Consider the following 14,149-nt stretch of genomic DNA (forward strand, 5'->3'; position numbering starts at 1 on the left):
TAGAACAGGCGTTTTGCGAAGATCAAAAAGTGCTTTTAGAAGAAACTATAATAGGAAGGGAAATAGAAGTTGCAGTTCTGGGAAATGAATATCCTGAAGCTTCATGTATAGGTGAGATTTTTGCGGCCAATGAATTTTATGATTATAATGCAAAATATGAAAATAATCAATCAAAGACAGCTATAGTTAAGGATCTTACTGCTGAAAAGGAAGCTGAGATCAGGAGTAAAGCTGTGAGAATATATCAGGCAATGGGGTGTGAAGGCCTTGCAAGAGTGGATTTTTTCCTTCAAGAAGATGGAAGGGTAGTATTTAATGAACTCAATACATTGCCGGGATTTACCCATATAAGTATGTATCCTAAACTTTGGGAAGCTTCCGGCATACCATATGATAAACTTATAGATAGATTGATAACACTTGCGCTTGAGAAATACCACGGATAAGAGGAGAAGAAGAAATGGCAAAAGAAAAAATAAATTTTGAAGATGAACAGGTTAGATTATGTTACAGACATACTACATCACATATAATGGCTCAGGCTGTGAAAAAACTTTGGCCTGATGCAAAATTGGCGATAGGGCCTGCCATAGATAACGGTTTTTATTATGATTTTGATATGGAACATAAGCTTAATGATCAGGATCTTTTGAAAATACAAAAGGAAATGAAAAAGATAATACAGGCTAATTATCCTTTGGAAAAGTTTGTCCTTCCCAGAGAAGAGGCTGTAGAACTCATGAAGGCGAAGGGAGAGGTATATAAAGTAGAGCTTATAGAAGACCTGCCTGAGGATGAAACGATTTCTTTTTATAAGCAGGGAGATTTTGTGGATTTGTGTGCAGGGCCTCACATGGAAAAGACCGGACAGATTAAAGCTGTGAAGCTTCAGAGTGTCGCGGGAGCTTACTGGAGGGGTGATTCCAGCAGGCCTATGCTCCAAAGAATATACGGAACATGTTTTCCGAGCCAAAAGGAACTCGATGAGTATCTGGCTAAACTTGAAGAAGCCAAAAAAAGAGACCATCGCAAAATAGGAAAAGAGATGGATTTATTTGCTCTTTATGAAGAAGGTCCGGGATTTCCGTTTTTTATGCCTAACGGTATGATAATAAGAAATGAGCTGGAGAACTTTTGGAAGACTGAACATAGAAAAAGAGGATATGAGGAAATCAAGACGCCGTTAATTCTCAATGAACATCTTTGGAGAACTTCAGGACATTGGGATCACTATAAAGACAATATGTATTTTACCAAAATAGATGATGAGGATTATGCAATAAAGCCTATGAACTGTCCGGGATCCCTGTTGGTGTACAAAAGAAAAATGTGGTCTTACAGGGATTTTCCTGTAAGAATGGGTGAACTGGGGCAGGTGCACCGGCATGAACTTTCAGGGGCTCTTCACGGGCTTATGAGAGTGAGAACATTTACGCAAGATGATGCTCATATATTTATGCTTCCGGAGCAGATAAAAGACGAAGTGATTGGAGTCGTAAAGTTTATAGACGATGTATATAAAATGTTCGGGTTTACCTACCATATAGAGCTTTCCACAAGACCGGATGATTCCATGGGAACAGATGAAGAATGGGAAACGGCGGAAACAGCTCTCAGAGAGGCGATGGAGTTTATAGGAGTTCCTTATGTGGTAAATGAAGGGGATGGAGCTTTTTATGGGCCTAAGCTTGATTTTCATCTTGAGGATTCTATTGGAAGGACGTGGCAGTGTGGGACTATACAACTCGATATGCAGATGCCTCAGCGTTTTGATATAACATATGTAGGGCCGGATGGTGAAAAGCACAGACCGGTGATGATACACAGAGTTATATTTGGTTCAATTGAAAGATTCATAGGAATTCTTATTGAGCATTTTGCCGGGAAATTCCCTCTTTGGCTGGCTCCCGTACAGGTAAAGCTTCTCACTGTAACGGAAAAGTTCACAGACTATGCGCTGAAAATAGCCCAGCAGTTTGAAGAGGCGGGACTGAGAGTCAAGGCCGATATCAGAAATGAAAAGATAGGCTATAAGCTGAGAGAAGCGAGAAATGAAAGAACTCCGTACATTTGTATTATAGGTGAGAGAGAAGTAGAGGCGGGAAATCTAACTGTTCGCTCAAGCAAAGCCGGAGAACTCGGTGAAATGTTCCCAGGTGAGCTTCAGGAAAAGCTTCTTCAGGAGATCGCTGATAAAAGTATTTGATGATACAGTCATTAATTGTGATCTCGGAAGTGTTGAAAAAGGAAGACTATGATGGATAACGGAAATTTTAACGAAAGAAAGAATCTGGGCGAAGGTTCAGAGCAGTCTACTCCTATAACTGCGAGAGACGCATGGCATAAAAAGCTATACGGCAGATGTGATGCTGAGGCCGCAGAAGCTTCCGGAACGCTTGGCGGTTCTCAGACTGTATATTATGGCAAAACACCGCGCAAATGGTCCGGAGGAAAGAAGGCCTTATTGCTGTTTGGATGCATTCTGGCTGGAGTTTTGCTCCTTGGCTGTATCACAGCTGCTTTCAGAGGAGTGAATCCGGATCATGAGCGAGGAGATATAAGTGGGGCTTCCGGCGTAAGAGGTTCTCATATAGGAGTTCTTTATATAGAAGGGACTATAAGTGAAGACAGCGGTACCTACAGTCATCAGTATGCACTTGATGCAGTTGACGGTATGATGAACAATAAAAGCAATAAAGCTTTGATGTTATTTGTCAATACTCCCGGAGGTGGAGTGTATGAAAGCGATGAGCTTTATCTTAAGATAAAAGAGTATCAGGAATATACAGAAAGACCTGTATATGCTTATTTTGCATCTCAGGCGACTTCAGGAGGGTATTATGTATCGTCATCGGCAGATAAGATCATAGCTAACCGAAACTGTTGGACAGGGTCTATAGGAGTTACCATAGGGACTCTTTACGATATATCAGGTCTGCTTCAGAAGTATGGTATAAAAACTGAGACAATAACATCGGGAGCTAATAAGGCGATGGGAGATATTACAGTTCCGATGAGCGACCAGCAAAGAAATATATTTCAAAGTCTTGTAGACGAATCTTATGATCAGTTTGTATCTGTTGTAGCGCAGGGAAGAAATCTTGATACAGATTATGTTAAAACCATTGCAGACGGCAGGATTTATACTGCTAAACAGGCAGAGAGCAATAAACTGATAGATGACATAGTAGGGACATATGATGAGGCCGTGGAGGAAATGATTTATGACTGTGGTCTCGTTGGCTGCGATATTTATGAATTTCGTTATCAGCCGCAGCAAAGTCTGTTTTCGGGATTTGTTGAGAGTGTAGATAAATTTACGGAGGCGTTATCCGGGAACAGTGATATTAATGCCATAACTGATTTTTTAAACGATAGTAATCAGCTTCCACTGCAGTATATGTGTGAGGAGATAAAATAAATGAAGAACGCAGTAAAATCAATGATTGTAGCTGTTATCACTATGCTGACGGTGATGTTTGGGAGTTTTGTAAATATTAGTGTTTTTACAGTATCTGCTGCAGATGAGAAGAGTGACTCGATGACCGGTGCCAGTAAGGTATCGGTCATTTTTACTCATGATATGCATTCACATATGGATGGAGACAAGAATGAAGAAAATGGGAGAATAATTGAGACAGGGGGTTTTGGCAGGCTGAGTACTGTCGTGAAGAATATAAAGGATACATATCCTGAGAGTTTTCTTTTAGATGGAGGCGATTTTTCTATGGGAACATCGTATCAGACAATATTTTCAGAAGAGGCTCCTGAATTGAGAATGATGGGATATTTAGGGTTTGATGCTACGACTTTGGGAAATCATGAATTTGATTACAGAGCAGAAGGTCTTGCATCTATGTTAGAAGCAGCGGTTTTATCAGGCGATGATATTCCCATGATTCTGGCAGCTAATATTGACTGGGAGGCAACTGTAAGAGATTCAGAACTTAGGGAGAATGCCGAAAAACTAAAAAAAGCATGCAGTGACTATGGCGTTTCGGATTATGCTGTAATAGAACACAATGGAGTAAAAGCTGCAGTTTTCGGCCTTATGGGCGAATCTGCCGCTGAATATGCTCCTGAGAGTGGACTGATATTCAAAGATGCATCTGAAACAGCTGAAGAAGTGGTGCATACAATAAAAAAGAGTGAAGATGTGGATATGATAATATGCCTTTCTCATTGCGGCACTATAGAGAACGAAAATGACAGTTTGAAAAACACAGAAGATTATGTGCTGGCTGAAGAGATCCCCGATATAGATCTGATAATCAGTGCACATACTCATACTATTTTTGACGAACCGATAAAGGTGGGAGAGACATATATTGTTTCGTGCGGCAGCTATAATAAAAATGTGGGACATGTGGTACTGGAAAGGGATAAGAATACAGGAAGATTTAATATAAAGTCATATGAGCTGATTCCTTTGGATGAGAATGTCGAAAGCGATAATGATATTGAAAATGAACTGGAAGAATATCGTCTTTCGGCAGATAAGAAGTATTTCAGTAATTATGGATACAGTGTTGGACAAGTAATCACTAATAATGATGTGGAGTTTTCTTCAATAGATGAGTTTGGTCTTGTGCAGGGTGAGGAGCCTTTAGGAAATCTTATTGCTGATTCATATAGATATGCTGTAAAGGAGTATACAGAAAGTGATGTGGATGTGGCCATCGTCCCTCATGGAGTTGTCAGAGGGAGTTTGCTTAAAGGTGACATTACTGTTTCGGATGTATTTAATGTGAGTTCTCTCGGATATGGAAAGGATGGAAAAGCCGGATATCCCCTTGTGAAAGCGTATCTTACAGGTAAAGAATTGAAAGCTGTAGCAGAGGTCGATGTCAGCATTTCTGATTTTATGGGGGTGGCGAGATTGTATTTATCAGGACTTGAGTATTCATGGAATCCACATAGACTCATACTGAATAGGGCTGTTGATGTCAGATATAATGACGGCAGAGAAGCTGGCTATGTCGAAGATGACAAATTGTACAGCGTAACTGCAGACCTTTATTCCTGTCAAATGTTAGGAGCTGTTAAAGATAAATCTTTAGGCCTTTTAAAAATAGAACCTAAAGATGAAAATGGCGATATAATAGAGGATTTTGAAGAACATATAGTTTATGCCGGAAGCAGTGAGCTTAAAGCGTGGTATGCTCTGGCATCATATATAGATTCTTTTGAAGATAACAGGATCCCATCGTATTACAGCAAGACTCATGAAAGAAAAGTAAAGATAGAAAGTTGGATGCCGACGGAAATTCTAAAACAGCCTAATAAAATTTTCTTTATAGTTACTGCAGCAGTAATGGTATTAATTATTGTTATAGTAATTGTCATACGTATGGTAGGTAATCGGATAAGGAATTTATAATTATATGAGAATGTTTAACATTTGAGAGGGCTAAGTCTTATTAAAATATTATATCTTATTGTGATAAAAATCTATTTTACTGTGGAAACTCACTTGACATCTAAAAATTCAAATGATAGTATATTGACATATGAATACTAAACCGAAGACGAGGAAGTAAAACTGATATACGATTTTTAAGAGAGTCCGGGACGGTGAGAGCCGGATAAATGCAGTTTCAGTAAATGGGCCTCCGAGGGCAAGGTGAAAGAATAGACTGATAGATAAGAAAAGATAGAAAGGTTTTTTCGAGTAGCTGAGACGCGATGCCGGCGTAACGGGCAGGGAGTGTGACGGCACTCTGCAGAGAGAATGCATCTAGCATTAAACAAGGTGGTACCGCAGGCAAACGCTTGTCCTTGAGAGAGGACGAGCGTTTTTTTATGACATGGTCGTATCTTGAAGCCATAGCATGAAATCTATGATTTCGCAGCAGGGCTCATGTAAGGGTTTCTCCAATTTTTGATTTGGAGGAATCTACCGCAAAATACGGCGAGAACGTGTCTTAAAGGTGCTTCTACGCAGCTTTGCTGCTGCTCTGTCCGTTTTCCCGAGCGAATTACTTTGATCTTAGGAAAAAAGGCAGGTAAAACACAGGATCATCTTAAAATTTGCAGAGAATCACGAGAGCAGTTAAAAACCGGAAAATGCAGAGAAAGGAGAGCGCGGGCAGGTGCTTGCGCAGAGAAGAAATGAAGAAGAAGAGTTTAGCGATTTTTATAGCCATATTGGCAGCCATGTCGATAGTATTAGCAGGCTGCGGAGAATCCGACAAAGGGGGAGAAGATACTGTTAAGATAGGAATAGTTCAGCTTGTTGAACATACGTCTCTTGATCAGATAAGGGAAGCTATCATAGCTCAGCTTGAAGAAGAAGGATATGTGGATGGAGAAAATATAGAAATAGATTATCAAAACGCTCAGAATGAACAGTCAAACCTCAAGACTATCTGTCAGGGCTTTGTGGCAGATGACGTTGATGTGATCGTTTCCATAACGACTCCGGCTACACAGGTAGCGATGGGTGAAACAAAAGATATTCCTATTGTATTTTCAGCTGTTACAGATCCTGTGGCCGCTGAAGTGGTTGCTGATATGGAGAAACCGGGCGGGAATGTTACCGGTACATCGGATGTTATTTCTGTGGAAAAGATAATGGGACTTGCGCAGGAGATAACACCAGGATTTAAGACGATAGGGACACTTTATAATTCAAGTGAGACAAATTCAGTTTCAGCTGTAGAAGCTTTGAAAGAATTTGCAGAAAAAAATTCTTTGGAAGTGATAGAATCAGCTATAACAAGTACTAATGAGATACAGCCGGCTGCTCAGAATCTGGCTAAGAAATGTGATATAGTATTCTCTCCTACAGATAATACTGTAGCATCGTCTATAGCAACTGCCAATCAGGTTTTCATAGAGTCAAAGATCCCCTTTTATGTAGGTGCTGATTCAATGGTAAAGGACGGAGCTTTTGCCACTTATGGCGTTGATTATGAGTATCTCGGCCAGCAGACAGCAGATATGGTGGCAGAGATAATTAACGGAGCAGATCCTGGGGAAATGCCTGTAAGAACTATGGATGAGATGGCTATATATATCAACAGCCAGACTGCAGCTGATATGGGAATAACTATACCTCAGGATATTCTTGATAAAGCAACTGATTTAGCAAAGGAAGATTTATAAAATGTTAATTGTTACATTACTTGAAGCGTTAGAACTGGGACTGATATATTCTATACTGGCTTTAGGAGTATTTTTGTCATTTCGGACACTCAATACACCGGATTTGACAGTAGATGGCAGTATTGTAACAGGAGCCGCTGTTTCTGCTGTGATGTGTACTGCGGCTTCCGGAATGGGACCGACAGCGCAGACTCTGATGTGTATCCTTGGATTGATCTTGGCTTTTGTGTTTGGTATGGGCGCAGGAGCCATAACAGCTTTGCTCAACACAAAGCTGAAGATTCAGTCACTTCTCGCAGGCATACTGGTAATGCTGGGGATATATTCTATAAATTTACGGATACAAGGCAAAGCCAATGTTAATCTCAACAGCACTCCTACACTTTATAAAACAGTAGAAAACGCTATGAATGGATTCAGATGGAGTTCTATAGTTTTTGGTCTTATCATAGCCGCTGTTGTGATATTCTTCATGTTTGCTTTTTTGAAGACAAGGAAAGGCTTTGCACTGAGAGCTACAGGTGACAATGAGGAGATGGTAAGAGCAGCAGGTATAAGCAGTGATAATATGAAGCTTCTTGGACTTTCGGTATCAAATGGCCTGGTGGGGCTGGCAGGAGGCATGCTCGCTCAGTATCAGGGTTATTCAGACGTAGGAATGGGTACTGGTATGGTAGTTATAGGCCTGGCTTCTGTTATTATTGGTGAAGTACTGTTCGGAACCGGAGGACTGTTAAGAAGGCTTATAGCTGTAGCGCTTGGGGCTGTGGTTTACAGAATGGTTATAGGTGTTGCACTTTATCTGGGAATGCCGCCTACAGATCTTAAACTTGTGTCTGCGGTTATAGTAACTATCGCACTTGCCATGGGAATGCTCGGAGAAAATTTTTCTCTCAGGAAGAAAAGATCAAAGGCAGGTGAAAGAAATGCTTAAAATAGAGAATCTTACAAAGATATTCGCTAAAGGAACCATAAATGAAATGACTGCCCTAGATGGTGTGAATTTTCATGGAGCTTCCGGGGATTTTATAACTATAATAGGAAGCAACGGAGCCGGTAAATCTACTTTGATGAATTCTATAGCTGGAGTTTTTCCTGTGGACAGTGGGAAAATAGTTCTGGATGGCAAAGATATGTCAGATATGCCGGAACATAAGAGAGCAAAAATGATTGGGCGTGTTTTTCAGGATCCTTTAAAGGGAACTGCTTTTGATATGACTATAGAAGAAAACCTTTCCATAGCCTATAATAAAAAGCGGAGAAGGGGTTTGCAGGCAGGTATCAGCAGATCGGACAGAGAACTGTTTAAAGAAAAACTTGCATTGCTTGGTATGGGTCTTGAGGATAGGATGAAGGAAAAAGTCAGATTGCTTTCCGGTGGACAGAGGCAAGCGCTGACTCTTTTCATGGCGGTGATCGCAGAGCCTAAACTTCTTCTTCTTGATGAACATACGGCGGCGCTGGATCCTTCCGCAGCTAAAAAGGTGCTTGAGTTGACGGATTATTTTGCAGATAATGATAAATTATGTACTATGATGATAACTCATAATATGAAAGCTGCTTTGGAGCATGGGAACAGGACTATATTAATGCAGTCAGGTAAAATAAAAATGGATATCAGCGGCGATGAACGGAAAAAAATGACAGTAGAAAAGCTAATTGAAAAGTTTGAGATAGATAATGACAGAATGCTGCTTTGATAAAGGATTGTTATTTATACGAAACGGTATGGCCTATAGATTGGTCATACCGTTTTTGGTTTTTGATTATCTATGCAGATATACTTGTATTTGATAGTGCCACTGCAATATACCGGATATGATGATTTGCTGTACGATGAATTCAGGTTCTGTATGATAATCGGTTTTTACTGTCTGCAATACTTCGTCGATCTTTTTTATCCGATTTTCTTCGTTGCAGGAAGAGCATAAATAGTATCCTTCGGGAAGTATTTTTAAACCGTCTGCATTACCATAGCGGATACATAGAGCAAATAATCTTGATATACCATTTTCAGTATAGACTCCTGCCAGATCTTCAAATAAAAAAGACTGTTTTTCTTCCGGGTCGATTTTATCGTAAAAGTGTTTCAGATAGTTCCAAAGATTATCAAGTGCAGGAGATTTTAAATTGTCAGAGAGCATGATTACTCGTTTTGTGAAATATTTTACAGTAACATCTTCTGCGGGAGTTTGATATTGCAGCTTACTTTTATAATCTGCTTTTGCAGCTTGTATTTTTTGTTTACTGTATTGCAAATCTGCAATTTTTTCATCGGCTTTTTTCTCTGCTTCTGTCAAAAAATCGATCACTTTGTTTAAATCATCATATTCAAGAACTTCTTTTATAGCTTTCAGAGGCAAATCCATTTTCTGCAGAGAGCATATTGTATTTAAACGTATTATATCTTCTTCTGAATAGTAGCGATAATTTGTTCGTTCATCTTTTTTGCTTGGTTTTAAAAGACCTATACGGTCATAATGACGGAGCGTTTCGCTTGTAACATTTGTTCTTTTTGCAGCTGCACTTATTGAAAAGTATTTTTTCATTTGTATATTGTCCTCTTGACTTTTGTGTTGCACAAAGGTTTAGAATACATCTTAATATGGAGAAACGATAATGTCAATAATAAAGATTCTTGTTATCTCCGGGAATATTAAAAAGAAAATAATTTAAATGTAAAGGAGTAGTATGCTATGAAAAAAACAGTTCTATTTTTTATACTTCTTATGTTGGGAATAACTGTATTAACAGGTTGTGATGATAAAGGCGAGTCTTTTAAACGGGAAGTTTATACAGTTGATTCAGAATTGATTAAAAAGATCGAGATTAACGTTCAGGACCGGTTGATAGAAGTATCATCATCGGATGATAATCAGATTCATATTGATTATTCACAAAACAGTAAAGAGTACTATAATATTTCTGTTTCTGATGATCATTTGGTTATGACTGCGGACAATAGCAAGGAATGGACGGATTATATCGGAGGTAAGCCATCAGAGGAAAATCGCATAATATCTTTGAGGATACCGGATAAACTTTTGGATACACTGATTTTATCTACTACCAATGAGGATATCAAACTTGGTGAGCTGTCTGCAGTTGGCAATATATCTGTTTCGGTAAGTGGAGGCAATATATCATTTGAAAAACTGGATGCAGATGATTCTATTACACTTATCTCAAAAAACGGGAATATATCCGGCTTGATTATAGGCAGTTATGATGATTTTGATATCACTTGTGAAACAAAGAAAGGTAAGAGTAATCTGCCGTCAGATAAGCAAGGAGGATCGAAAATTTTAAAGGTTTCTAATAATAATGGAGATACTGATATAGAGTTTTCCGATAAATAAAAATATGCGAAGAAGGTCTTTACAAAGATCATTCTTCGCATATTTGTTTTTGTGAATGAGGTTTGCCGTCTCTTAATGCATACAAGTATTATTAACAAGTTTTACTTATGTATTTTTGGAGACCATTGATTTTAGTTACGTATATGTTTTATAACGTTTATTGTATTCATTGCCATTAGATCGTTGAAATTCAGAGCTTTTTGTTAAGTGTTAAATAAAATGAATAAAGCTGTGGATAACTATGATGTCAAATTTATTCTTGACAGCTTAAATCGTTGAAAAATATGGTTTTTTAAAAAAATAGTTATGCACAGCCTTCGTTGGATAAAATTGTATACAATCGTTGAAGTTCTGTGGATAACTCCCTATAATGCTGAAAAATCGGGACTTATACACTTGTTGAAAGTTGTCACATCAAATAGTGATATTAGTTAACATAAAACTAAACATTGGATAAAACAAATTGCATCAGTAAAATTTTTTATATAACAATAAAGTAATGATTTCCTGTCAAATTAATAATTACGATTAGGAAAATATTTATTGAACTTCTTAAAAAATAAATAAAATGAATAATATGTTTTATTTAAAAATTCTGTTAATATCTTACCCATAATAATTACTATTTCAGTTTTGGTGAAAGGAGTTTTATCTATGATTGATGGAAGACGGATTGATACTCTGAAAGAATTTGGGTATGAACAAAAACTTGAGCGAGTGCTGGGACTGCCGGGGGTATGTCTTTTTGGATTTGCATATCTGGCTCCATGTACGATCTTTTCGTATTTTGGACTTGTAAACGGAAGTACACATGGCATGATCTCTTTGGCATATGCTATTGCCACGATAGCTATGTTTTTTACAGCTTTAAGTTACAGACAGATGGTGGTTGCTTTTCCGGTAGCAGGCTCAGTCTATAGTTATGTAGGCAAAACAATGCATCCTAATATTGGATTTATGGCAGGCTGGGCGATACTTTTGGGATACATATTGCTTCCTATGATAAATTATATCATTGCGTCAGGATACATACCCATCTTGCTGCCGGGAGTACCTATATGGGCTGATATTTTTGCACTGATAACGATAGTTACTGTTGTGAATTTAGCCGGAGTGAAGATTATGTCTGCATTTGACAATATATTTATAGTTATACAATTAGCTTTTGTCATTGCTGTTGTTATTTTTGCAGTAAAAACTATCTTATCAAAAAATTATGATATCATTGATATCAGCGGACTCTGGAATGCTTCAGAATGGGGAAGTGTAGGAATAACAGGTGTGATAGGAGGTGCATCGGTATTGTGCCTTTGTTTTTTAGGGTTTGATTCGGTGACAACGCTGGCAGAGGAGACTAAAAATCCGGGGAAAACAGTAGGCAGAGCTCTTATAATAGTATGTTTGACAGCCGGAGGACTTTTTGTGCTTTCTACGTATTTGTTCCAGTTGGCGTGGCCTGACGGCTGGATGCAGATTGATTCCGGAAGAGGGTCTTATCAGCTTGTTGGGTATATTGCAGGGCAGTTTATGGCGACTTTTCTATGTGTAGTAATGATAGTATCATGTCTTGCGTCAGCGGTTTCTTCTCAGGCGTCATGCGCCAGAATTCTTTTTGGAATGGGAAGAGATCATCAGCTTCCGGCAAGATTCTTCGGACATATAAGCACAAGATTTAAGGTTCCCAGTTATAATATTATATTGATCGGTGTGGTTTCTCTGCTTTCTTTGTACATAGATTTTGATCTGGGAACTACTATGATAAATTTCGGAGCATTGCTGGGGTTTACTCTGGTAAATATATCAGTATTTGTCCATTACTGGATGAAAGAATGCAGGAGAGGAATCAAGGCAGCTGTAAATTATATAGTGCTGCCGGCAGCCGGAGCGTCAGTGTGTATATCCTTGTGGGTTAATCTGGGGAGGAAAGCTCTTATTATAGGAAGCATATGGCTTGTAATAGGCGGGATAGTATTGCTTGTGACAATAAATAAGAAGAAAAAGGATGTGTAAAAATTGATTGACGCAACTAAGAGCATTACAGCAGATATAATAATAAAGGGAAATGCGATTTTTACTGTAAAAGATAAAAAATTGATGAAAGGCGGCATTGCAGTAAAAGGAAATAAAATAATAGCTGTCAAGAATTATAAAGATATAAATAGATATATTTCAGCAAATACAGAAGTTTATGATTTTGGAGATTATCTGATAATGCCTGGATTTGTTGACGGTCATGATCATCTGTGGTGGGGTGCTGTAGCAGATAGTGATCATATGGTGGATCTGACATCCTCGACATCGGAGGAAGAGGCGGTTTGTATGATAAAGGATTATGCAGACTGCCATCCGGAAGAAATACGTATAAGGGGTTACGGCTGGTTTCCTGCCAATTGGAAGAATTCTCTGTTGCCTTCCAAGAATTCGCTGGATAGTATAATTCCAGACAGACCGGTATATATGAATTGTGCTGATGCACATACATGTTGGTTGAACAGTTTAGCTTTGAAAGAATCAGGATACCATACGGATATGAAAATAAAGAGTGGCTCAGTAGGAATTGATGAAAATGGAGAGCTGAATGGTCTTGTCTATGAACCTGAAGCATTGTCGTATGCATGGGAAAAAATGTATGATTTCCCTGAAGAACAGATGGAAGAAATCATGGAATCGTTTATGAAAGGACTTGCAGCTTATGGAGTTACTTCCCTCAGTGAAATGAGTGCAGACGAATATAGTCGTGCAAATTATGATAGATATAAGGTGTTTAAAAGAATGGCCGAGGCCGGGAAGTTTACCAGTAGGGTGCATGTATATACTGCTCTGATGGGATATACAGATTTTTCGGATGCCAAAAAGCTGGCGAAGGAATTTTCATCGGATGTTTTCAGGGTCAGTGGACTCAAAGGGTTTCTTGATGGTGTTACATCTACTTATACAGGTTTTTTAAAAGAGGAATATGCTGATAAGCCGGGAACATGCGGAGAAGGGGTGCCTCTCGTTTCAAAAGAAGATCTGGAAGACAGTGTTGTAGCAGCAAATGCGTCAGGACTTCCTGTCAGGATACATTGTATTGCGGACGGATCAGTAAAAATGGCATTAGATGCTTTCGAAGCGTCTGAGAAAGTAAATGGAAGACATGGACTGAAAAATTCTATAGAACATATCGAAACGATAGATCCGGAAGATATAAAAAGGTTTGCGAAGCTGGGTGTTATTGCGTCCATGCAAGGTGAACATCTGGCTTTGGATAATAACGAGAAAATCATAAGGGTAGGCAGAAAGCGATGCCGCTGGGCTTGGCCCATGAGGAGTATTCTTGATTCAGGAGTAACGCTGGCATTGGGAACAGATTTTCCGGTGGTACATTATAATCAATTTCCGGGTATATATGCAGCTGTTACGAGAAAAAATTATGATGGTTCTCACGCAGGTATACGAAACAAAGAAAATATAACCTTAGCAGAAGCTCTTATTGCTAATACCTTGGGTTCTGCAACGGTATACAATAGAGAACATGAGCTGGGAACACTGGAGGCAGGGAAATTGGCTGATATAATCGTTATAGACAGGAATCTTTTTGAGGTTGACAGCAGCCAGATAAAAGATGCACGAATAGTTTTTACTATGATGGATGGCAAAGTGACTTTTCGGGCAGAAAAGGGCTAAGATTATAAATTATAATA

General features: G+C 38.8%; 10 protein-coding genes and 1 pseudogene. 10 read left to right on the top strand and 1 reads right to left on the bottom strand.

Features of this window, described 5'->3' with window-relative positions; genetic code table 11:
* The 7 genes and pseudogenes from ACLR96_RS01110 to ACLR96_RS01140 form a co-directional block, all read left to right on the top strand.
* Positions 1–446 (top strand): annotated as a pseudogene (locus ACLR96_RS01110) (D-alanine--D-alanine ligase); the annotation flags it as partial.
* A gap of 14 nt (positions 447–460) precedes the next feature.
* Entirely contained in the window at positions 461–2,206 is a 1,746-nt protein-coding gene (gene thrS / locus ACLR96_RS01115) for a threonine--tRNA ligase (RefSeq protein WP_177267483.1), read from the top strand.
* A 48-nt stretch (positions 2,207–2,254) separates the two neighbouring features.
* The gene (sppA, locus tag ACLR96_RS01120) at positions 2,255–3,421 is read left to right on the top strand and encodes a signal peptide peptidase SppA (protein ID WP_412265075.1); all 1,167 of its coding nucleotides are present in this window, start codon (positions 2,255–2,257) and stop codon (positions 3,419–3,421) included.
* The gene (locus ACLR96_RS01125) at positions 3,422–5,380 is read left to right on the top strand and encodes a 5'-nucleotidase C-terminal domain-containing protein (RefSeq protein ID WP_177267481.1); all 1,959 of its coding nucleotides are present in this window, start codon (positions 3,422–3,424) and stop codon (positions 5,378–5,380) included.
* Between the two features lie 731 nt (positions 5,381–6,111).
* Positions 6,112–7,107: an ABC transporter substrate binding protein gene (locus ACLR96_RS01130; protein ID WP_177267480.1), complete on the top strand. Its 996-nt coding sequence runs from the start codon at positions 6,112–6,114 to the stop codon at positions 7,105–7,107.
* A 1-nt stretch (position 7,108) separates the two neighbouring features.
* Entirely contained in the window at positions 7,109–8,041 is a 933-nt protein-coding gene (locus ACLR96_RS01135) for an ABC transporter permease subunit (RefSeq protein WP_177267479.1), read from the top strand.
* Positions 8,034–8,807 (top strand): ABC transporter ATP-binding protein, encoded by a 774-nt coding sequence (locus tag ACLR96_RS01140; RefSeq protein WP_177267478.1) that lies wholly within the window; start codon positions 8,034–8,036, stop codon positions 8,805–8,807. The genes ACLR96_RS01135 and ACLR96_RS01140 overlap by 8 nt, the downstream gene beginning before the upstream one ends.
* Before the next feature lie 66 nt (positions 8,808–8,873).
* On the opposite strand, the gene ACLR96_RS01145 is transcribed toward ACLR96_RS01140, so the two are convergent.
* Positions 8,874–9,656, bottom strand: coding sequence for a MerR family transcriptional regulator (locus tag ACLR96_RS01145; RefSeq protein WP_177267477.1), 783 nt, complete (start codon positions 9,654–9,656; stop codon positions 8,874–8,876).
* 147 nt (positions 9,657–9,803) lie between these two features.
* Between ACLR96_RS01145 and ACLR96_RS01150 the strand changes: the two genes are divergently transcribed.
* The 3 genes from ACLR96_RS01150 (at position 9,804) to ACLR96_RS01160 (ending at position 14,132) form a co-directional block, all read left to right on the top strand.
* Positions 9,804–10,466 (top strand): DUF4097 family beta strand repeat-containing protein, encoded by a 663-nt coding sequence (locus ACLR96_RS01150; RefSeq protein ID WP_177267476.1) that lies wholly within the window; start codon positions 9,804–9,806, stop codon positions 10,464–10,466.
* Positions 10,467–11,120: 654 nt separating this feature from the next.
* The gene (locus ACLR96_RS01155; protein WP_177267475.1) at positions 11,121–12,476 is read left to right on the top strand and encodes an amino acid permease; all 1,356 of its coding nucleotides are present in this window, start codon (positions 11,121–11,123) and stop codon (positions 12,474–12,476) included.
* A 3-nt stretch (positions 12,477–12,479) separates the two neighbouring features.
* Positions 12,480–14,132, top strand: a complete 1,653-nt coding sequence (locus ACLR96_RS01160; RefSeq protein WP_177267474.1) for an amidohydrolase family protein — start codon at positions 12,480–12,482, stop codon at positions 14,130–14,132.
* Positions 14,133–14,149 lie beyond the last annotated feature (17 nt).

Origin of the sequence: Lentihominibacter sp. (assembly GCF_046951855.1) — a bacterium.
GTDB lineage: Bacteria > Bacillota > Clostridia > Peptostreptococcales > Anaerovoracaceae > Lentihominibacter > Lentihominibacter hominis.

Bases quoted from the DNA above. Each gene is read 5' to 3' on its own strand.
- thrS (WP_177267483.1), top strand. From the start codon at position 461: ATGGCAAAAGAAAAAATAAATTTTGAAGATGAACAGGTTAGATTATGT.
- sppA (WP_412265075.1), top strand. From the start codon at position 2,255: ATGATGGATAACGGAAATTTTAACGAAAGAAAGAATCTGGGCGAAGGT.
- ACLR96_RS01125 (WP_177267481.1), top strand. From the start codon at position 3,422: ATGAAGAACGCAGTAAAATCAATGATTGTAGCTGTTATCACTATGCTG.
- ACLR96_RS01130 (WP_177267480.1), top strand. From the start codon at position 6,112: ATGAAGAAGAAGAGTTTAGCGATTTTTATAGCCATATTGGCAGCCATG.
- ACLR96_RS01135 (WP_177267479.1), top strand. From the start codon at position 7,109: ATGTTAATTGTTACATTACTTGAAGCGTTAGAACTGGGACTGATATAT.
- ACLR96_RS01140 (WP_177267478.1), top strand. From the start codon at position 8,034: ATGCTTAAAATAGAGAATCTTACAAAGATATTCGCTAAAGGAACCATA.
- ACLR96_RS01145 (WP_177267477.1), bottom strand. From the start codon at position 9,656: ATGAAAAAATACTTTTCAATAAGTGCAGCTGCAAAAAGAACAAATGTT.
- ACLR96_RS01150 (WP_177267476.1), top strand. From the start codon at position 9,804: ATGAAAAAAACAGTTCTATTTTTTATACTTCTTATGTTGGGAATAACT.
- ACLR96_RS01155 (WP_177267475.1), top strand. From the start codon at position 11,121: ATGATTGATGGAAGACGGATTGATACTCTGAAAGAATTTGGGTATGAA.